The sequence below is a fragment of the Yoonia sp. genome, assembly GCF_030731595.1.
In the GTDB taxonomy this organism is placed as follows: domain Bacteria; phylum Pseudomonadota; class Alphaproteobacteria; order Rhodobacterales; family Rhodobacteraceae; genus Yoonia.
In genome coordinates this window covers 36,440-55,932 of sequence record NZ_JANQTS010000098.1, presented here as the reverse complement: position 1 = coordinate 55,932, position 19,493 = coordinate 36,440, and the positions used below count along the sequence as shown (strand labels likewise).

Below are 19,493 nucleotides of genomic sequence, written 5' to 3'. Positions count from 1 at the left end.
GCACTATACCGAGGACCGTGGTAGCAAGGCTCTTTGCTGTAGTCACGCCGATTGTCAGAATTCAGCCTGATGTGTGCAGACTGTTGCCTTGTCTTCGAAAGAGGGCAGATTAGGGGGTCATTACATGAGTTTCCGTTGACCATTCGGCTGCCAAAAATCTCTTACTGCCTGAATCACATGCGCCTGTTGCGCGTCTGTCATGTTATAGAAAAGCGGGAGCCTCAGAATTCGCCCGCTCTCGATTGTTGTAAACAGGTCTGTTCCGTGAAAGCGGCCAAACCGCTGGCCGGCTTGCGAAGCATGCAAAGGCAAATAATGAAATGGGGCCGTTATTCCGCAGGTCTTGAGCCATGCTGACATCGCATTGCGTTCAGCGTGGTCCCGCAACTTGATATAAAACATATGCGCATTGTGCGCAGTTCCTTCGGGATTGGCTTGCACTTCAATCCGGCCCGCAGAGATCAGATCCGCAAGCTCTTTGCCATAGCGGTCATGGATTGTCTTGCGCCGCATCTGAATGTCATCGCGCGCCATTATATGCGCCCAAAGGAATGCCGCGCTGATCTCGTTCAACAGAAAAGAGCTACCCAAATCGACCCAAGTGTATTTCTCGACCTGACCGCGCAGGAATTTGCTGCGATTGGTCCCTTTCTCGCGGATAACCTCCGCCCGTTCCGCAAGTCCTGGATCGTTGATGATCGTCAAACCGCCTTCGCCGCCCGAACTGAGGTTCTTGGTTTCATGGAACGAAAAGGCGCTGACCACCCCCATCGACCCAAGCGGTTTGCCGCGCCAACTGGCCATGACCGCTTGCGCCGCATCCTCGACCACAGCGATCCCATGGTGCTGTGCGAGCGCCATGATCGCATCCATATCGCAGGCCACTCCGGCATAGTGCACCAGAACGATCGCACGGGTGCGTTCGGAGATGGCAGCCTCAATCTTGGTTTCATCAATGTTCATCGTGTCGGGACGGATATCAACAAAGACGATCTTTGCGCCGCGCAGAACGAAAGCGTTCGCCGTCGACACAAAGGTGTAGGACGGCATGATGACCTCATCGCCAGCGCTGATATTCAAAAGCAACGCTGCCATTTCCAGGGAATCTGTACCTGACGGTGTCAGCAGGGCACGGGCACATCCCAATTCCTGCTCGAACCAGTCACAGCACTTGCGCAGATGCTTTCCTTGAGCAAAGGACGCGGCATCGCTGAGGACTTGAGAGAGAACCACGGTTTCTTTCCCGGTGATTGCGATGGTGTTGAAAGGGACGGTTTCGGAAGACATGGAAACAGGCTTGGGCGTCTTCATCATATTGTCCGGTCGCATGCGGATGGTTCCTGAACCAGATCCAATGTTGCCTTAAGGTGATCCAATTCAAGGTGGAACCCTTCAATCGTGCCTTTTGCCACGACAAATCCCCATCTCAAATTCAATGCTGCGCAGAGATGGCGGAAGATCACGTTGAACCGGTCTGCGGGCTGGATGCAAATCATCGTCCCCCCTTCAGCCATGTTGAACAGCCCGTGCACGAGGTGACTGCCTTCAACCCCGATAATCAACGGAACACCGTTCAGTGCGGCGCAGATTTCGTCGACGGTTTGGTGCTCCGGATCGACAATCACAAAGCCCTGAGCAGCGCACCAAGCCTCAATCTCGGCGGCGTTGTCCAGTTCTCGTGTTTGGCCTTTGACGCCGCGGCGAATGAAAGCGCCTGGGTAGGGTGAGGCGGCAGGTTGCGCAGCCTTTGTTCGCGCAGCCATGTCTTGCAGACGCCGCCGCTTGTCAGGCCCTAAGGAAAAATCACGAAACATCCATAACTGGCGGACAGATATGTGCTCTTTCTCTGCGTAGGCAAACCCGAATCGCGACAAGTAATCAATGCAATGCGCCGTGCGGGGCAGGCCCATTCCGGAAAAGAACGGTTCACCAAAATCTCGGGCCAATGGATACATCGCAGCGTCATCAAACAGAAAATGAGCAAAATAATCATTGCCTTGCCAGGTCGAACACAGCGCAGCAGTGTCCAGTTCTTCATTGATACGAAACGGTCTGGAGTTTGCGTGTTGAAGCGAAAGATCCTTGATACTTGTCGCCGTACTCACACGGTTATTGCCAATCACTGCGTTCCTGATCAGATAAGCGCGTGTGTCGATGTTTTCCAAGGTTGGTGCGACGACCTTGCCAAGTTCGTCGGCAATGCTGTCAGAAATGTTGTGCGTGCCAGTGACAAGGTCGAACTGGCCTTGCAAGTAGAGTGCCTTGGGAAGCGGCATGACTTCGCTTTGCCCAACACAAATGTCTTTTTCGGCATCGTCCTCGAGTGTCCGATAATGCAGAAATTTTTGGCGTGCCCAACTTCTGACGGGCAAAAACGACATGCTCAAAGCAACTTACCCAAATCCACTTAAAGCACCTTCATACCTTATTTTGTTGGAATTTGCGATAGTGATTCTTGTAGGGTTTCGGCTGCCGTTCCCGTGTGGATCAGACACCCAATCAAACGTTCGCCCATGTCTGACCGCGACGAAGGATCAAGCTGATGGCGGCGCGGGCGATCTTCCTGATGGAACCGGATGACGCAAACCTTCACTTCGACCCCATCGGGTGAAGCGTGTGATTTGAAGCTATCGGCTATTTCCTTGTCACTTCGATGGTCCGTAGGATCTCGTCGGGATCAATCCTGTAATTGTTGTGTTGGCCGGTCCCTACGACAAAACCATAGCGCAACCCCAGTCCATCGGCATAGTCTTTCATCATGTTGTTCAGGCGCCAAGGTGGAAACATCATAATGATCGTGGTGCCCCGGGCCATGGCAAGCATGCCGTGGGTCATTCCACTTCCTTCGACACCTACCAGAACCTCTGCGTCGCGCGTACTCGCCACGATTTCATCGACACTCAGCTCACTTGGATCAATGATATCGAAACCCCGCGCCGCAAAGTGATTTTCGAGTTCTGCTTCGTTCTCGGGCGCACGATGGGCGCCCCATCCGCGCCGGCGCATAAAGACACCATGTCCGGACCGAATTCCTGGAAGCATGCGTACCTTGGCGCTCATTGTCTGAAGCCGAGAGGCTTTGTCGCTGTTCATGCCGCGGTCGTCAAAAACCCAAGCATGACGAATGCGCACATCTTTGACTGCTGTGTAGCTAAGGCCGAAAAGATCCCAGTAGCGGGCCACATGTCCGGTCATGCCTTTGGAAACCGCGGTATCGATGTAGGTTTCGCCGAAGTTGGGGGCCGACAGAGAAGTTGCGCCGCCGTCGAAAACCATATGACCAAAGTAGATCGTCGCAAAATAGGAAAGAGGAAGTACTGCGGTATCCAATTCGTCCGTAACGACGCAGAAGGGTTTGCGTTTTTGCGTGCCGCCCTGCTTTTCTTGGGCCCTGTTGGTGTAGAGCCGCCCAGCCGAAAAAACGCCGTGATCAATCCGGTAGGCAAGTGTCGGACCTTGTACCTTGACCCCGCTTGCCATCCGCTGCTTTTCAAGTTCCCAAGAGCTATTGCTCGCGACATTTGTTACCCGATCAAGTTGCCCGTCGAGATGGAACGCTTGTTCTATGAAGATTTCTTGCTCGGGGTGAACGATCACCGTCTGTGTGGCTGCTTCGGCAATCGTCCGGGACAAGCCGAGGTATTTATGAAGCAACTGGATGAGGGGCTTGCCACTTATGCCACGGCTGAAATGCAAACTGGTCCTCCGACAACCCAAGGACGCATGGAGCAGGCCAAGCAAAGTCGTCCTACTCAACAGCTAGTGCAAGAATTGCTGTCGGTCTACCGGTAAGCTGTCCAAAAATTGTGTAGGCTTCGTTGGGCCCAACGGTGGCACTGACCTTTATCCCCGAGGTGGTGCGGATTGAGCTAAACACAGCAAACGTCGTCCACCGTGATGATATCCGGCAAACCTGCGCCATGATTCCGCCGGACCAAGGTGACAGACTTCTTGTTCTTTTCCGATAGCTGGTGCCGCTGAAGGGACTCGAACCCCCGACCCCATCATTACGAATGACGTGCTCTACCATCTGAGCTACAGCGGCATATAGAGCTCTGCAATAGCACCCACAATCACCGCCGAAAAGCCTTAGTTTTCCGCCGTTGGCTTGTTCGAAATTGATGGAAACCGGACCGTCGTTGGCAGCATCCCTTTCCAGAGGATCAGGCCATCCTTGCGAAATGCTGTGCATTCGTCCGATCGCCGGGCCCGCGCATCCACGCAGCGTCAAAGAGTCTCTTTAACCGCATCAAGGCCGCCCCTATATTCGGTAAGGATGAAGACGTATCAGTGAGTTTGGTGATCATCATGTTGAAGCGACTAAGCCTTTTCCTTGTTGCGCCGTTGGTTTTTCTTTTGGGTGGCATGGCGATATTCTCTCGGGTGGCCACACCTGAACCGCTCGCTGTCGAGGCCTTTGATGCGCTTTATGCCGATCCGGCAGAGGTGCCATCAGGCCCTCTGAACGTGCTGCACCTCGGGCATAGTTTAGTCGGGCATGATATGCCCCAGATGTTGGCCCAGTTGGCCCAAAGCGGACACAGTTACAACAGCCAGCTGGGCTGGGGTACACCACTCAAGGATCATTGGGACGAGAACGCGCCGCGCAACGGCTTTGCGGATTCGAATACGCACCCGCAGTACCGTGACGGACTGAATGCGCTTTCTTCGGGCGAGTATGATGCTGTGATATTGACCGAAGCCGTCGAGATCAGGGATTCTATCAAGTATCAGGACAGCGCCGAGATGCTTCATAATCTTGCTGACAAAGCGCGCAGCCATAACCCGAATGTCGCCGTATATTTTTATGAAACTTGGCATCATCTGAATGATCCCGAAGGATGGCTCGAGCGGTTGGACCGCGATCTGGGACTGTATTGGGAAGGCGAGATCCTGCGTCGTGCCTTGAATTATGAGGCCACCCCGCAGCCGATCTATATGATCCCGGGCGGGCAAGTGATGGCCCGCTTTGCCAGGGCCGTAGAGGCGCGCGGTGGCGTGGGGCCGATCAACAACAGGCAGGATCTGTTTCTCGATCAAATCCACTTCAACGACTATGGTGCATATCTGATCGCGCTCACCCACTATGCGGTTCTTTACAAGACATCGCCTGTCGGATTGCCACATGCGCTGCTCAAGGCGGATGGGACGCCGGCTGCCGATCCGGGACCAGAGGCTGCACGACTGATGCAGGAAACCGTTTGGGAGGTCGTCACGGGCTACCCCAAGACAGGCGTGCCGCAAAACTGATCTTTCAGAGAAAGGGCAGTCTAGCCATCGTATCCAAAAGGATTGTTGGACTGCCAATTCCATGTAGAGCGGCACATGTCGGCCACATCCCGTTCTGCGCGCCACCCAAGCAAGTCATAGGCCTTTGAAACCGATGCAAAGCTGCGGGCGACATCGCCTTCGCGCTTTGCCACGGTCTGATGAGCGATCTTCTTGCCCGAGGCCTCTTCGAATGCGGCCAGTAGTTCAAGTACTGTCGTGCCATGGCCGGTGCCGATGTTGATGGCTTCACAGCCTTTGTGATCCTGGGCATAGCGCACGGCAGCAAGATGCGCGTCAGCAAGATCTTCGACATGAATATAGTCCCGTTCGCCGGTGCCATCGCGGGTGTCATAGTCGTCACCAAAGACATTCAGATGGTCCAAGCGCCCGACTGCAACCTGCGCAATATAAGGGACAAGATTGTTGGGTATCGCGCGCGGGTCTTCCCCGATGAGACCGGATGGATCGGCGCCGACCGGATTGAAATACCGCAAAAGCACAGCGCTCGCCGCGGGCCATGACTTGGCCCAGTCACGGATGATTTCTTCGACAAAGAGTTTCGTGCGCCCATAAGGGTTGGTGGGTTGCAGCGGGTGCGCCTCGTCATAGGGCAGGTATTCCGCCTCTCCGTAAACCGTGGCAGAGGATGAAAAGACGATCTGCCGACAGTCATGGGCCTGCATGCATTCCAGCAACGTGATGCTGCCGGACACATTCTTCTTATAGTAATGGAGCGGTTCTTGGTTGGATTCCCCCACCGCTTTGAGGCCGGCAAAATGGATCACGGCATCAGGGCGAAAGTCTGCAAAAACATCATTCAGAAAAGCAGCGTCGCAGACATCGCCTTCGCGGATATCAAAGCCGCGTTGCGCCAAAATCTTGACGCGTGCGAGGGCTTGCGGAGAGCTGTTGGCATAATTGTCCAGAACGAGCACCTCATATCCCTGCCCCAAAAGTTTGAGCACGGTATGGCTGCCGATATAGCCTGCGCCACCGGTTACTAAGACACGCATATCATTTCCGTTCCTGTCATCTTCAAGTGAACCGTCGCTGCTTGGCGGTGTGATGATTTGCGCGTACCCTTAGCAAAGCGTCGTCCGCAGCAAGTTTTTCAACCGACCGCACAAATCCTAAATCCCATCGTCAAACCCGTCCGTACTTATCTTCGAGCCGGACAATGTCGTCCTCGCCAAGGTAGCTGCCCGATTGTACCTCGATCAGTTCCAGCGGGATCTTTCCCGGATTTTCAAGCGCATGTATCTCGCCCAGAGGAATGTAAGTCGATTGGTTCTCTGACAGCAAGATTGTCTCTTCGCCACGTGTTACCTTGGCGCAGCCACGCACGACGATCCAATGTTCGGCCCGATGGTGGTGCTTTTGCACCGACAATTTTGCGCCGGGTTTCACCGTGATCCGCTTGACCTGATAGCGGTCACCCATGTCGATGCTATCGTACTGCCCCCATGGCCGATAAACGACGCGGTGATGGTTCAGCTCGGGGCGGTCCTTTGCCGTCATGTCCTTGATCAGTTCTTTGATTTCGTCGACCCGATCCTTGGGCGCGACAAAGACGACGTCTTTGGTTTCAACAACGATCATATCTTGCAACCCGACGGCCGCGACCAAACGGCTGCCTGCGTTAATGTAATTGCCCGAGCCGTTCAGGCTTAGCACATCGCCTATTTCGCAGTTGCCATCGGCATTCTTGTCAGAGGCGTCCCACAGGGCTGACCAGGACCCGATATCGCTCCAGCCTGCGTCGATAGGGACAACGACCGCGTGGCTGGTTTGTTCCATTACCGCATAGTCAATCGACACATCGGGGCAGGCCAGAAATGCAGCCTCGTCAAAACGAAGGAAGTGCAGGTCACCTTGTTTTCCCTCAAATGCCGCGCGGCATGCGGCCATGACATCAGGACGGAATGTCTCTAGTTCCGCTAGGTAGCAACTGGCGCGAAACATGAAGATTCCGCTGTTCCAATAGTACGCGCCAGAGGCAAGATAGGCCTCGGCCGTGGCGGCATCCGGTTTTTCGACAAAGGTATCTACCGCGAACCCATCGTGACCGGCCAAGGGGGCGCCAGCGTGGATGTAGCCATAACCCGTTTCAGGGCGGGTCGGTATGATGCCAAACGTGACAAGATGGTTGGACTGCGCCAAAGGCAAAGCAGTTTCTACGGTCGCATTAAAGGCGGACGGGTCGCTGATCATGTGATCTGCTGGCATGACCAGCAAAACGGGGTCCTCATCGTTGCTTAAGGCCTCGAGCGCGGCGAGCGCGATTGCAGGTGCAGTGTTGCGCCCTGCCGGTTCGAGCAAAATGCGTGCGTTGTCCAAGCTGATTTGACGCATTTGCTCTGCTGCCAAGAACCGAGTTTCTTCGTTGCAGATCACAAAGGGCGCTTCGCTGGATAGCGCCGAGATCCGTTCAGCCGTCGCTTGCAGCATCGTCGTTTTGCCGTTGAGCGTCAGATATTGCTTGGCGTAATGCTTGCGCGACATCGGCCATAGCCGCGTGCCGGAACCACCAGCAAGGATCACAGGTCGGAGAGCGGACATAGCTTCAAAATATTTTTTGGACACGCGTGTTTGGCTCCTGAATTACTCTTACAGCCGTGTAGCACTTCATCGGAGGGTTTTCACAGTAGGTATCCAATGATCATCACACGCATCGCCCGCTTCGGGAAGGTAGGGAATAACTGACTCCGATTCATGCCCTAAGGGAAACATACTGATGCGCAGAATGAGACAATGACAAAAATGGGCAATATTAGATTTAGTTAACAGAGCATTAACGCGTTCAAACATCGCTTAGGCTGTCGTTGGCTTCACTTGCGCCCAGGTTCCCAAGATTGGTTTTAGTTGTTACGTTTTTCGGATTAGAGAATCATTGTGTTAAATATCGGGCGTTTTTTTGTCGCTGTTTTGAAACGAGTTTGTGCTGGAATTTTCTGGCATATGTACTGTCTAGAATGAGTATCCATTTGTATGTCTAAGCATTATCGAGAAATCCACGAACAAGCCGCTCCGCATGAGATTGTGATCCCATGGTCCGGTGTCCGGCCTTATCGTTTGGTGTTCAAGCGCGTGTTCGACATTTGCGCCGTCTTGCTGGCGGCACCATTCCTACTGCCTTTGATTGCCATTTTGGCGATTGCTGTAAGTCGAGATGGCGGGCAAGCGTTTTACAGTCAGAAACGGGTAGGTCGTCATGGTGCGATCTTCACCATCTGGAAATTGCGCACGATGGTGACTGGCGCGGACCAGTTGCTGGCAGAGTATCTTTGCGAGAATGAACAGGCCGCTGCCGAATGGCAGCTGACCCAGAAACTCAAGCAAGACCCGCGGGTGACACCGATTGGTCACCTCTTACGTAAGTCATCGCTCGATGAACTGCCCCAGCTTTGGAATGTTCTTGTGGGTGAGATGAGTTTGGTTGGCCCGCGCCCAATGCTGCCAGAGCAACAGCAAATGTATCCAGGCCGCTGCTATTATAGAGAGCGCCCCGGGATCACCGGATCCTGGCAGGTGTCGAAACGCAATGAATCTACATTTGCAGACCGCGCGCGCTATGACAGCGATTACATTGCCAACATGTCTTTCTTGGAAGATCTGAAGTTGTTGGGCGCAACAGTCGGGGTAGTGGTCAGCGGAACCGGCCACTGAACCGGAGGCGCAGTTTATAGACAACGTGCTGCGCGTCTTGAACCTCTTGGCCGCCTTTCGGACCTCGACGGCAAGGCCATGAACATGTGTCGCGGTTCATCGCACCGGCAAGCCGACTAGCCATGATCAGATGGTGCCTTTTCCCCTCTAGAGGGGGGCGGCCTTCATGCCGCGACGCGGGGACTGACCATCTCTTTAGGGCGTGTGTCGGGTCTGACGCATGCCAAAAGTAAGGAAAAGCTGACTTTAGGTAAAGCAGTCGATTCGATACATTGGTTCCAACGCGGCTACAATAAGGAAAAACTCGGATTATCAATCGCTTAATTTTGAATCATGTTACCCAAATAAGTCAGAAATATTTTATTTTTGTGGCTTTCAACTTTAATACACCTTCACTCCCGCCCGTCTTTTTGTTATGTTTTTGTTACTGGGGATCTTTAACATTGTGGAATGCAGTTTTTCGCGTTTCGGACGGTATAATGTGACGCGACTGCGGGGCGTGTGTGTGTTAAGAGCAAGTGAGTAGTTTAAATGTCTGCAGATTTTTCGGAAGTTCATGAGCGCGCGAATTCGCGCGCCATCGTTTCATCACTTCCACAACATGGTCCGTATACGCTCGGGCTGAAGCGCCTTTTTGACGTGTGTTGTGTTTTGCTCAGCCTGCCTTTCGTGCTGCCTTTGGTCGCCATCTTGGCGTTCCTTGTGAAACGCGATGGTGGGCCCGCTTTTTATACCCAAGAGCGCGTCGGTCGCGGAGGTCGGATCTACAAGATCTGGAAGCTCCGCACGATGGTGGTCAATGCCGATGCGGCACTGAAGGACTATCTTGCCAGCAACCCTGAAGCTGCAGCAGAATGGGCGTTGACGCAGAAACTCAAGAAAGACCCGCGCATTACCAAGACTGGTTGGATTCTGCGCAAGAGTTCCTTTGATGAGTTGCCGCAGTTGTTTAATGTGCTGGTTGGACACATGAGCCTTGTTGGTCCGCGTCCAATGATGCCTGAACAAGTGGATATGTATCCAGGTCGCGCTTACTATTTCGAACGTCCCGGGATTACCGGGACTTGGCAGGTATCTCAGCGCAACCAGAGTTCTTTCGCGGACCGGGCGCGTTTTGATACCGAATATGTGGCGAACCTTTCATTCAGCAACGATGTAAAGTTGCTCTTCGCAACAGTCCGCGTCGTTTTGAACGGGACAGGTTACTGACCCAAATTACCTGCCAAGGCAGGAAAAGGCAGCGTCGCGTGAACACGTTTTTGCGACGCCGCCCTGAGCTTTCGAGTGATTGCTTAATCCCCTCGCTCCGAAGCGTTATGGCAGCGCAGCTTTGTGGTGACGCGGATGGGATCAGCCCGCTGAACACAAAAGTCCGCCAAACATGATCCGACGCATTTCTCGTCTCAGGTCGAGATCTCGATCGGCGCGAAAGAGAACCACAACAAAGCCCAAACATGCTTGAACCGGCTCCCAGGAAATCCAGCAAAAGCCTGCGATGGTTGTGCTCGGCGTTGCGCTTCAGCGTAAAGATCTGGGTCGACTAGCGGTAGGCCCCCAAAGCAAAGCCTGCGGGAGGGTTGATTGTCCGGTGTCTGATGATATTCCTAGATCGAGATCATTGGATGATCGACGGGACAAGTTGCGGTACGCCGAGATGCAGGAGTTTTAGGCTGGCGCGATCTCTGGACGAAACCATGACGACGCGCGTGTCCCGAAATGATCAAAGGACTGCTAGCTGCGGCACTTTATGAAGAATGAGCGGAAGCATCGCAATGCAGCCACGCAAGACCACATCTCGCCCAGCCCAGAGTTCAAGAGCCGTTGTTTTTTGCGTTGATGAGACGTATTTCCCCTACGCAATTTTTGCGGCAAGTCAGCTGGCACATACTTCAAGACATAGCGATTTTGATATTGTTGTTTGTGCGCCCGAAGGAATGAGCGTTCCAGACACGCTGTCCGACTTGAAAATTCGCCTCGCCACCATTGCAACGGATGGCATGTTTGATGGTCTTTACATCGACGAGCGACGCACTGAAGCCGTTTATCATCGGCTCGTTTTGCCGGAAGTCTTTGCAGATGAATATGAGCGGCTGCTTTATCTGGACGCCGATATCTTTATTCACGGTGGCGGGCTTGTTTCGCTGTTTGACGTAAACCTTGGCGGGCATGCTCTTGCAGCAGTGCGAGACAACCAACAGTGGACCAAGCCAAGCCGGCATATGGCCGACTTTGCCAATATGGGCATTGGGCCCGAGAAATATTTCAACAGCGGCGTCTTGCTGATCGATGTCGCGACTTTTCGGAGTCAGAAGATCCTTGAACGATGCATAGCCTATGGGCGCGAGAACAACGACAAGCTTCGGCAACATGATCAAGAACTGCTGAACTGCGTCCTCAAGGGAGATTGGGCCGAGTTGAGTCCGATCTGGAACTGGCAGCAGCCGGTGCGATCAGCCTATTTTGAAGTTATGGTGCCAGTGGCCATCACTCACTTCATTGGCCCTCGAAAGCCCTGGAACGACATCGAAGGGAAACTCCCACCCCGGTTCGCGATTGCATTTCGCGCGTTCTTGAACCTGCATTTTCCTGAGATGGATGAAATCAAGGTTTTGAAAGCCAGCGATGTGTCTGCCGCCTACATCGCGCGGCTCACGATCAAGAACATCTTGCGTGCCCGCCAACTCCGCCGATATTTGCGGCGGTTCCCAGATGATATGTTGGCTGAAGAATGACCTGCGGTAAGAATGTGACGTTTGGCATGATTGTTGCTTGGCTTATCAAAGATTGCGCAACGCAGGTGCGACCGTTCGGTTCAACGCAAGCGGTCAAGCCGAGATTACAGGAGTTGGAAAACTGAGAGCTTTTCTGGCGGTCGCAATGATTTTAGGATCGCTCGCGATCTTGGAATTTGCACGTCACGGCGTGGAAATCACACGTTTCAACGTCGGTCAAACACCCGTCACCGCCTATGCAGTTCCATCTGCGGACGGCCCGATTGTTATCATGGCGCATGGTTTCGCGGGATCTGAACAGATGATGCAAGGCTATGCCATGCCTTTGGCGCGGGCCGGCTATCAGGTCTATGTTTTCGAGTTTCTGGGCCATGGGCGACACCCTGCGCCAATGTCCGGTGATGTTGCATCGGTCGATGGTACGACGCGGCTCTTGGTCGAGCAGACGATAGAGGTGATCAATGCTCTGGGTTCTGGTGGCAAGCCGGTCACTCTTTTGGGTCACTCTATGGCGACCGACATTCTTGTGCGCGTTGCCGCGACCCGCCCGGAAATCGGTGCAGTCGTCCTGATCTCTGCATTTTCACAAGTCATTGACGAAGTCACCCCGACCAATTTGTTGCTTGTCACCGGCGCATGGGAGCCGGGGTTGCGCGCGTTTGGTCTAGAGGCATTGCGTATGGTTGATCCGGCCGCATCAGAAGGCGATGTGGCAATCAACGGCGCGGTCATCCGCCGCGCTGTTGTCGCCCCTTTTTCCGAGCATGTGTCGGTGTTGCACAGTCGTATCGGACGCCGTGCCGTATTGGACTGGCTTGACCAGACCTATGCGCGGACCTCTGACACTACGATTTTGCCAAGCGGCTGGGCTATTCTGGGGGTGCTTGCGGGGCTCGTGCTGCTTTTCCGGCGGATTGCCAAGATCGTGCCCAGGGGTCACAGCACACCACTGGTGCTTGGCAAGAAGCAAACCGCGCTTGTCCTGCTTGTGCCCGCACTTTTTGCACCGCTTTTGGCGGTGCCGCTAAACCCCGGTTTTCTGCCTGTTCTGGTGGCTGATTACCTCGGTCTGCACCTGCTGATCTACGGTGGAATGCAACTGCTGCTTTTGAAACTCTGGGGACATCCGCTTGGACGGATCGACTGGGCTGGATTTGGTGTGCTCTTGGTCTGGTGCGCCGTCTTTGGTTTTGTCCTTGACCGCTATGCAGCCAATTTCTGGCCCACAAATGATCGGCCCTGGATTATCGGGATCATGTTGATCGGCGCGCTGCCCTATATGATCGCCGATGCTGCGTTGACCGCAGCAGGCGGATTCCTCAAGCGGTTCGCTGTCCGCTTGAGTTTCCTGATCTCATTGGGAATCGCCATTGCTCTTGATTTCCAAGGCTTGTTCTTTCTCATTATGATCGCGCCGGTCTTGGTGCTGTTCTACCTGGTCTTCGGAACAATGGGGCGGGACATCTCCCGCCGTAGCGGGCCTTTGTCTTCTGGCCTTGCGCTGGGCATTGTCCTTGCATGGGCCCTTGGGGTCAGTTTCCCGCTGTTTCAGAGCTAGACAGGCGGACTACGACAGGGGCCGCTTTATCGTAGCCAACGGTCATCGGGCTACTTGACCGTCAAGACGGCACATTGCGCCTCATGAGCGATCTTCTGCGAGGTGCTGCCCAGAAACAGACTTGCCATGCCGCCGACGCCACGCCGTCCTGTGACGATCAGATCGGAACTCGTGGCCTCGGCTGTGTGAATAACTTCGGATGCGGGGGTGCCAATGCGCACAATCTGGCTGGCTGGCTCTGATCCATTCGCGCGTGCACGCTTTGCGGCTTGCACCATCACCGCTTGTCCGGTTGCCATGATCTGCTCCATATCAACGGGCATATCAATCGCGCCAATCCCGATGACCATCGCTGACGGCGGAATTTCCGGAGCGTGAACCAAATGGATCTTGCCCTCGTAGTGCTTTGCCAGATCGCATGCCAAGTCCAAAGCGCGCCAGCAATGGTCTGATCCATCAATTCCAACAGTTATATTCTTGAACATCGTTTTCACCCTTTCGGTTAACCTAAGCGTGATTCTAATCCTTTTTTGGATGTGTTCTTTGACAGAGGTTAACCCGAGCGATTTTTCGTTCAAGCCGCCCGACAATACTCCCCGAGCCAAAAGTGGCACACCAGAGTCCGTACTTTTAGGCGCAAGCGCCTGAATTCATGCGATAAATACATAGAAAGTCGCTGGCGGGCGTATCGTTTGATTCCATGATCTCAACCGCAGCGAAAATCTTGCGCGTGATGTGCCCGCTCGCGATCAAGTCAAGAAACTGTTTCACACGGGATCGGTCTCAAACGGTCGATTCCAAGCGTGACGCAGTTCCCAATGGTTGCCCAACGTGCAGAGGCCACCTGCCAGAAATCAACGACAGCACCCGCTTGGCGGCAGCCTTGGCATCAACAGTGGACAGGGACCGCTTTCCTCTCACGCGCTGGCGCGCGGTTCCCTCCCAAATTCACGCCCTCCACCCGGTTGTCACGGCCCCGCCAGGCCGCAGGACGGGCTTTGCCCTTGCCGCCCTCCACGGTTCATTGAACTGACCTGCAAGCGAAAAGAGGCAATTGAGACTTCGACTACACCAGAATGTACCAACCAAAGCAGTAGTGGCCTCGCTGACATATCGAAACATGCCAAGCGATCCAAAGACTGTGGGATAGGCTGTGGGATAAAGATCCAAGAGGATCTTCTAAACATATGAAGTAAATGTATTTTTAGATTAGTAATGGTGCCCAGGAGAGGACTCGAACCTCCACGTCCATACAGACACCAGCACCTGAAGCTGGCGCGTCTACCAATTCCGCCACCTGGGCAGGTCACGTTCGGCGGGATTTAAGCCCGCTTGGGGGTACTGTCAACGCGATTCGAAGACAAAATCGACTGCCTTGCCTGAATCCTCCGGATTGCGGCTTGTCTGCTCTGGGGGGGGCAGGTAAACCACCCCTGCAATTGCACGAGGTCCAGCGATGTCCAAGCTTGTCACCATTTTTGGCGGATCCGGTTTTGTCGGCCGCTATATTGCCCGCCGTATGGCGAAAGAGGGCTGGCGCGTTCGCGTGGCCGTCCGCAATACCAACGAGGCGATGTTCGTGCGCCCTTATGGTGTCGTGGGGCAGGTCGAGCCCGTCTTTTGCAATATCCGCGATGATGCCAGTGTTGCCGCCGTGACCCAAGGCGCCGATGCCGTCGTCAATTGCGTGGGCGTGCTGGATGAAACCGGCAAGAATACCTTTGCGGCAGTCCAGGCTGAAGGTGCCGCGCGTATTGCACGTATCGCAGCGGCGCATGGCGTTGCCCGCATGGTCCATATCTCTGCTATTGGGGCGGACGCAGAGGCTCCCAGCCAATATTCGCAAACCAAAGCAGCGGGCGAGGCGGGCGTTCTGCAATATATGCCTGATGCCGTGATCTTGCGCCCGTCGATCATCTTTGGTGCTGAAGACCAGTTTTTTAACCGCTTTGCGGGCATGTCCCGTCTTGGACCTATCCTGCCTATTATTGGCGCAGGAACCCGGTTTCAACCGGTCTTTGTTGATGATGTGGCTGCTGCTGCCGTAAAGGGGGTGACGGGTCAAGTTGCAGGCGGCATTTACGAACTCGGTGGTCCCGATGTGCATACATTCCGCGAATTGATGCAGTTGATGTTGGGTGTGATCCGCCGCCGCCGGTTGATTGTCGATACGCCTTTCTGGGCGGCGCGTGTTATGGCCTTTGGATTTGGCGTTTTGCGCGCGGTTTCCTTTGGTTTGATCAAGGGCCCTGTTACCAAGGATCAGGTGATTAATCTTGCGGTAGATAATGTGGTGTCGGATACCGCGCGTGGTTTTGAAGCGCTGGGCATCCAGCCCACCGCGATGGAGGCTGTCTTGCCGGATTATCTGTGGCGCTTCCGTCCCTCGGGCCAGTATGCCGCGATCAAGGAATCGGCCAAGAATCTGCGGGCTTAAGTATAAGCGATCCAGAGCAAGACGACGCCAAGGGCAATCCGGTAGATCACATAGGGTGTGAAGCTTACTGATTTCAGCAACCGCATCATCAGGGTGAGTGCCAGAAGCGCAGCTGCAAATGACATGGTCGCGACGATCCCGATATCGCGTAGCGCGCCGGAATCGGCTGATCCGATCACATCAAGGCTCAAGAGTGCGGCAGAGGCGATGATTGTCGGGATCGACATCAGCATCGACAATCTGGCTGCATCGGTGCGGGTATAGCCCAGCATCCGTCCCGCCGTGATCGTGATCCCAGAGCGTGACGTGCCGGGGATCAGTGCCACCGCCTGCCAAAGCCCCATCTTGAATGCGTCCTTGAGCGACCACGTCTCGGTTGTTTTCTCGATCGGCCCGGTCTGGTCTGCCCAATAGAGCAAGATGCCAAAGATGATCATCGCCCAGCCGATGACCGCGATACCGCGCATGGCGTCCGACAAACCGGTGATCTTCAAGAGAAAGCCGACAACGATCACGGGCACTGTCGCGATCAACAGGCAGAGAGCAAGGAAAGCCCCCTTGGTGTCGACCTTTCCCCGAACAAGTCGCATCGTGCCTGCAAGTGCCAGCCTGACATCCGACCAGAAGTACAACACAACAGCTGCAAGCGTGCCCACATGGGCCGCCACATCGATCACCTGTCCCTGATCTTCCAGACCCGTGAGAGACGGGAGCAGGATCAAGTGACCCGACGAAGACACCGGCAGGAATTCAGTTATGCCTTGGATCAGGGCGATGAGGAGTAAATTGAATGTTGTCATGTGTCCGGACTTTGATTCGGTCGCCTCAACCTAACCGCCAATAGTTTCATGGAAAGAGCATATATAGGTCGCAAACCGGACCTAAAAATGCGATAAATGACACCAACTACCACCACGGCGCTGAGATTTAATCGTATATAGGTCAGTAATACTGCCTTTTCATTTCAAATAGCGCGTTTTAAAAGGCATTCTCTGACGAATTCCGGGAGGATGGCACATGGCTGGCCAAAAGATGTTGAAGTTCACACAGGTCGCCCGGGATATGCCCGAAAAGCGCCCTCCAAACCTGCGCAAGCAGGACTTTGGCGAAATCTATGCAGAGTATGCGCGTGACAAGGCGGAAGAGCAGGCAAGCCGTTGCAGCCAGTGTGGTGTTCCCTACTGCCAGACCCATTGTCCTTTGCACAACAATATCCCTGATTGGCTGCGCCTGACGGCCGAAGGCCGGTTGGAAGAAGCCTATGAAATCAGTCAGGCCACCAATACCTTCCCTGAAATCTGCGGACGCATCTGCCCGCAGGATCGCCTTTGCGAAGGCAATTGCGTGATTGAGCAATCCGGCCATGGCACCGTCACCATCGGCTCGGTCGAGAAGTACATCACAGATACCGCGTTTGAACAGGGATGGGTCAAGCCGATCCGCCCTCATGCAGAGCGGTCCGAGAGCGTTGGTATCATCGGGGCGGGTCCTGCTGGCCTTGCCGCGGCAGATATGTTGCGCCGTCAGGGTATTCAGATCACTGTTTACGACCGCTATGACCGCGGGGGCGGGTTGCTGACCTATGGTATCCCCGGTTTCAAGCTGGAAAAAGACATCGTGATGCAACGCATGGCCCAGCTTGAGGATGGCGGCGTGCAGTTCGTGCTGAACTGCAACGTCGGCGAGGATCTGTCCTTTGATGCAATCCGTGGAAAGCATGACGCCGTACTGATCGCAACCGGTGTCTACAAGACAAGGGATCTGCCAGATTCAGGAGCCGAAGGCATCGTGAATGCAATCGACTATCTGACCGCGAGCAACCGCAAGTCCTTTGGTGATGACGTGCCCGCATTTGACAGCGGCGAACTGAATGCCAGCGGCAAGCGGGTGGTCGTGATCGGTGGCGGTGATACCGCTATGGACTGTGTCCGCACAGCGATCCGCCAAGGTGCGCAAAGCGTGAAGTGCCTCTATCGCCGGGACAAGGCCAACATGCCCGGTTCGCAGCGCGAAGTGCAGAACGCCGAGGAAGAAGGTGTCGAATTTGTCTGGCTCTCTGCGCCTGATGGGTTTGAGGGCGATGCAGTCACTGGCGTGAAGGTACAGAAAATGCGCCTTGGCGCACCGGATGCAACAGGTCGTCAGGCACCTGAGGTGATTGAGGGTGCCGACTATGTCGAAGGCGCTGACATCGTGATCAAGGCGCTGGGCTTCGAGCCAGAAGACCTGCCCCAGCTTTGGGGGGTTGAAGGACTGGAAGTGACACGCTGGGGTACCATCAAGGCAGACTTTGGCTCCGGTGCCACCAGCCTTGAAGGTGTCTATGCTGCTGGCGACATCGTGCGCGGTGCTTCGCTTGTTGTCTGGGCCATTCGCGATGGGCGTGACGCCGCCACCGCAATGTTGGAGTATCTGGGTCAAGCCGCCACGGTTGCCGCCGAGTGATCAAATACGCCTGCAATCCCTGTCTGAAAGGTCAATGAAACATGAAGCCTTGGATCATCCTCACCGCCCTGCTTGCCGCCGCCCCGGCCGCAGCACAGCAAAGTTTTGCCGCACCTGAGGGCTGCGAAGCGACGCTGACTGTCCAAAGCAAAGGTTGTGTGATGATCAACGTCTGGCAGTGTGCGGCGGACGATCCGGGCGATCAGTGGATCGCACTGATCTCGCAATCCGGTGTCTTTAGTGTGCAAAGAGTGGATGCAGAATTTCAGTGGATGGAAGCTTATAAGGTGACCGGCAACGAAAGCCTGATCACCCCAGCAACAGACCCAGCCTCGCTGACCGAACTCTTCGCATCCCAGATCGACACATGGGATTTCACGCTTGAGACCGAAGAGGGGATCGAGCGGAACGTCGGCTTTGACATGCTGACAGGCGAGACAACCGTGATTGACGGGGAAACACTGCTCAACACAGAGTTTCAAGGGCGCACCCTTGATCGCGACGGCAATGAGATCGATGCCAGCAACGGCCGCCAATTTGTCAGCGAAAAGCACCGCCTGTTCTTTTTCGGCGAAACATGGCCCGCAGATAATCCGTCGCAAGTGATCGACATGTCTCCTGTCGAATTCATCTATCCAGGTGAAACCGGGTTCTTTTCGGATCAGCCACAGTATGAATGCAACGTGATTGAATCGGGGTTCCGGCCATGAGGATCGCAGTCGGATTACTGTGTCTGGCGGGGCCGGTGATGGCACAGGAAAGACCCGCGACCTTCAGCCTTCCTGCAGGCTGTGATGCCTATCTGACAGTGCAAAGCGAAAGCTGTCAGGTCGATCATCACTTTACCTGTCAGGCCGACCCTGCCGACCATCAACGCCGCGTCAGCCTTGACGAAACCGGTCTGACCTATGTGGGTGAGATTGATGGCGAAACCCAGTGGATCAGCAGCTTTCATGTGAACAGCGGGCACCGCGAACGTCTTGAAGCGGCTCCTGCAGAGCCAGCCTCGCTTTCTGATCTTATTGCCACCGGTGTGGACGACTATGATTTTCGGACGTTGTCCGACGAGATTGGCACCACGCGTTATGTTGGTCAGGACACGCTCACAGGGCGTCAGATCACCATTGATGGCGTCACACTTGATGAAACAAGCTATGATATTACCGCCTTTGACGCGGACGGAAATGAAATCTGGTCCGCACAAGGCAATGAATTCATCAACCGCAACTGGCGCATGTTCTTGTCCGGAACCGGCACTGTCACAACACCGAACGGGTCGTTTGAACGTGCCAACCGTCCGGTTGAATTCATCTACCCCGGTGAACCGGGTTTTCTGAGCGCCTCGCCAAAACATGGCTGCGGTGTAGCGATTTCTTAAAGACCT

The 19,493-nt window shown here is 54.7% G+C and carries 16 protein-coding genes and 2 tRNA genes; 9 read left to right on the top strand and 9 right to left on the bottom strand.

Translation table 11 applies throughout. The features are described 5' to 3' along the window. Positions 1 to 120: 120 nt before the first annotated feature. From rffA to NWQ23_RS11755, 4 genes are all read right to left on the bottom strand, one after another. Complete coding sequence (gene rffA, locus NWQ23_RS11770) at positions 121 to 1,311, bottom strand: dTDP-4-amino-4,6-dideoxygalactose transaminase (RefSeq protein ID WP_306166553.1); 1,191 nt, start codon at positions 1,309 to 1,311, stop codon at positions 121 to 123. Next, entirely contained in the window at positions 1,311 to 2,165 is an 855-nt protein-coding gene (locus tag NWQ23_RS11765) for a glycosyltransferase 61 family protein (RefSeq protein ID WP_306166552.1), read from the bottom strand. The genes rffA and NWQ23_RS11765 overlap by 1 nt, the downstream gene beginning before the upstream one ends. A 469-nt stretch (positions 2,166 to 2,634) precedes the next feature. Next, a complete protein-coding gene (locus NWQ23_RS11760) occupies positions 2,635 to 3,696 on the bottom strand; it encodes a DUF563 domain-containing protein (RefSeq protein ID WP_306166551.1) in 1,062 nt (353 codons plus the stop codon). Positions 3,697 to 3,969: 273 nt separating this feature from the next. After that, a tRNA-Thr gene (locus tag NWQ23_RS11755) sits at positions 3,970 to 4,045 on the bottom strand. Positions 4,046 to 4,290: 245 nt separating this feature from the next. On the opposite strand from NWQ23_RS11755, the gene NWQ23_RS11750 reads away from it, so the two are divergent. Then, positions 4,291 to 5,250: a hypothetical protein gene (locus tag NWQ23_RS11750; RefSeq protein WP_306166550.1), complete on the top strand. Its 960-nt coding sequence runs from the start codon at positions 4,291 to 4,293 to the stop codon at positions 5,248 to 5,250. Positions 5,251 to 5,270: 20 nt separating this feature from the next. Here NWQ23_RS11750 and galE read toward each other — a convergent pair whose 3' ends face one another. Beyond that, the gene (galE, locus tag NWQ23_RS11745; protein WP_306166549.1) at positions 5,271 to 6,284 is read right to left on the bottom strand and encodes a UDP-glucose 4-epimerase GalE; all 1,014 of its coding nucleotides are present in this window, start codon (positions 6,282 to 6,284) and stop codon (positions 5,271 to 5,273) included. Between the two features lie 130 nt (positions 6,285 to 6,414). Then, on the bottom strand, positions 6,415 to 7,830 hold the full coding sequence (locus tag NWQ23_RS11740) for a mannose-1-phosphate guanylyltransferase/mannose-6-phosphate isomerase (RefSeq protein ID WP_306166548.1): 1,416 nt from the start codon (positions 7,828 to 7,830) through the stop codon (positions 6,415 to 6,417). A 429-nt stretch (positions 7,831 to 8,259) separates the two neighbouring features. On the opposite strand from NWQ23_RS11740, the gene NWQ23_RS11735 reads away from it, so the two are divergent. The 4 genes from NWQ23_RS11735 to NWQ23_RS11720 all read left to right on the top strand — a co-directional run bounded on the left by NWQ23_RS11735 (position 8,260) and on the right by NWQ23_RS11720 (position 13,227). After that, positions 8,260 to 8,937 carry a sugar transferase gene (locus NWQ23_RS11735; protein WP_306166547.1) on the top strand — a complete coding sequence of 226 codons (678 nt, stop codon included), beginning with the start codon at positions 8,260 to 8,262 and terminating at the stop codon, positions 8,935 to 8,937. A gap of 531 nt (positions 8,938 to 9,468) precedes the next feature. Then, positions 9,469 to 10,146 carry a sugar transferase gene (locus tag NWQ23_RS11730; protein WP_306166546.1) on the top strand — a complete coding sequence of 226 codons (678 nt, stop codon included), beginning with the start codon at positions 9,469 to 9,471 and terminating at the stop codon, positions 10,144 to 10,146. Between the two features lie 545 nt (positions 10,147 to 10,691). Next, entirely contained in the window at positions 10,692 to 11,669 is a 978-nt protein-coding gene (locus tag NWQ23_RS11725; protein ID WP_306166545.1) for a glycosyltransferase family 8 protein, read from the top strand. A 190-nt stretch (positions 11,670 to 11,859) separates the two neighbouring features. Next, complete coding sequence (locus NWQ23_RS11720) at positions 11,860 to 13,227, top strand: alpha/beta hydrolase (RefSeq protein WP_306166544.1); 1,368 nt, start codon at positions 11,860 to 11,862, stop codon at positions 13,225 to 13,227. A 50-nt stretch (positions 13,228 to 13,277) separates the two neighbouring features. On the opposite strand, the gene NWQ23_RS11715 is transcribed toward NWQ23_RS11720, so the two are convergent. Then, the gene (locus tag NWQ23_RS11715; protein WP_306166543.1) at positions 13,278 to 13,712 is read right to left on the bottom strand and encodes a universal stress protein; all 435 of its coding nucleotides are present in this window, start codon (positions 13,710 to 13,712) and stop codon (positions 13,278 to 13,280) included. A gap of 731 nt (positions 13,713 to 14,443) precedes the next feature. After that, positions 14,444 to 14,530, bottom strand: a tRNA-Leu gene (locus NWQ23_RS11710). A gap of 153 nt (positions 14,531 to 14,683) precedes the next feature. Between NWQ23_RS11710 and NWQ23_RS11705 the strand changes: the two genes are divergently transcribed. Next, complete coding sequence (locus NWQ23_RS11705) at positions 14,684 to 15,664, top strand: complex I NDUFA9 subunit family protein (protein WP_306166542.1); 981 nt, start codon at positions 14,684 to 14,686, stop codon at positions 15,662 to 15,664. Here NWQ23_RS11705 and NWQ23_RS11700 read toward each other — a convergent pair. After that, complete coding sequence (locus tag NWQ23_RS11700; protein ID WP_306166541.1) at positions 15,661 to 16,464, bottom strand: undecaprenyl-diphosphate phosphatase; 804 nt, start codon at positions 16,462 to 16,464, stop codon at positions 15,661 to 15,663. The two genes, NWQ23_RS11705 and NWQ23_RS11700, sit on opposite strands and share 4 nt — an antisense overlap. 217 nt (positions 16,465 to 16,681) lie before the next feature. Between NWQ23_RS11700 and NWQ23_RS11695 the strand changes: the two genes are divergently transcribed. Genes NWQ23_RS11695 through NWQ23_RS11685 form a run of 3 tightly spaced genes read left to right on the top strand, consistent with a single transcriptional unit; the run spans position 16,682 to position 19,487 of the window. Continuing rightward, positions 16,682 to 18,109, top strand: coding sequence for an NAD(P)-dependent oxidoreductase (locus NWQ23_RS11695; protein WP_306166540.1), 1,428 nt, complete (start codon positions 16,682 to 16,684; stop codon positions 18,107 to 18,109). 41 nt (positions 18,110 to 18,150) lie between these two features. Continuing rightward, the gene (locus NWQ23_RS11690) at positions 18,151 to 18,819 is read left to right on the top strand and encodes a hypothetical protein (RefSeq protein ID WP_306166539.1); all 669 of its coding nucleotides are present in this window, start codon (positions 18,151 to 18,153) and stop codon (positions 18,817 to 18,819) included. Next, on the top strand, positions 18,816 to 19,487 hold the full coding sequence (locus tag NWQ23_RS11685) for a hypothetical protein (protein WP_306166538.1): 672 nt from the start codon (positions 18,816 to 18,818) through the stop codon (positions 19,485 to 19,487). The genes NWQ23_RS11690 and NWQ23_RS11685 overlap by 4 nt, the downstream gene beginning before the upstream one ends. The last annotated feature ends 6 nt before the right edge of the window (positions 19,488 to 19,493 follow it).

What these genes read in the sequence shown, in the direction of transcription:
- rffA (WP_306166553.1), bottom strand. Translation starts at nt 1,311, where the DNA reads ATGAAGACGCCCAAGCCTGTTTCCATGTCTTCCGAAACCGTCCCTTTC.
- galE (WP_306166549.1), bottom strand. Translation starts at nt 6,284, where the DNA reads ATGCGTGTCTTAGTAACCGGTGGCGCAGGCTATATCGGCAGCCATACC.
- NWQ23_RS11740 (WP_306166548.1), bottom strand. Translation starts at nt 7,830, where the DNA reads ATGTCCGCTCTCCGACCTGTGATCCTTGCTGGTGGTTCCGGCACGCGG.
- NWQ23_RS11735 (WP_306166547.1), top strand. Translation starts at nt 8,260, where the DNA reads ATGTCTAAGCATTATCGAGAAATCCACGAACAAGCCGCTCCGCATGAG.
- NWQ23_RS11730 (WP_306166546.1), top strand. Translation starts at nt 9,469, where the DNA reads ATGTCTGCAGATTTTTCGGAAGTTCATGAGCGCGCGAATTCGCGCGCC.
- NWQ23_RS11725 (WP_306166545.1), top strand. Translation starts at nt 10,692, where the DNA reads ATGAGCGGAAGCATCGCAATGCAGCCACGCAAGACCACATCTCGCCCA.
- NWQ23_RS11715 (WP_306166543.1), bottom strand. Translation starts at nt 13,712, where the DNA reads ATGTTCAAGAATATAACTGTTGGAATTGATGGATCAGACCATTGCTGG.
- NWQ23_RS11705 (WP_306166542.1), top strand. Translation starts at nt 14,684, where the DNA reads ATGTCCAAGCTTGTCACCATTTTTGGCGGATCCGGTTTTGTCGGCCGC.
- NWQ23_RS11700 (WP_306166541.1), bottom strand. Translation starts at nt 16,464, where the DNA reads ATGACAACATTCAATTTACTCCTCATCGCCCTGATCCAAGGCATAACT.
- NWQ23_RS11695 (WP_306166540.1), top strand. Translation starts at nt 16,682, where the DNA reads ATGGCTGGCCAAAAGATGTTGAAGTTCACACAGGTCGCCCGGGATATG.
- NWQ23_RS11690 (WP_306166539.1), top strand. Translation starts at nt 18,151, where the DNA reads ATGAAGCCTTGGATCATCCTCACCGCCCTGCTTGCCGCCGCCCCGGCC.
- NWQ23_RS11685 (WP_306166538.1), top strand. Translation starts at nt 18,816, where the DNA reads ATGAGGATCGCAGTCGGATTACTGTGTCTGGCGGGGCCGGTGATGGCA.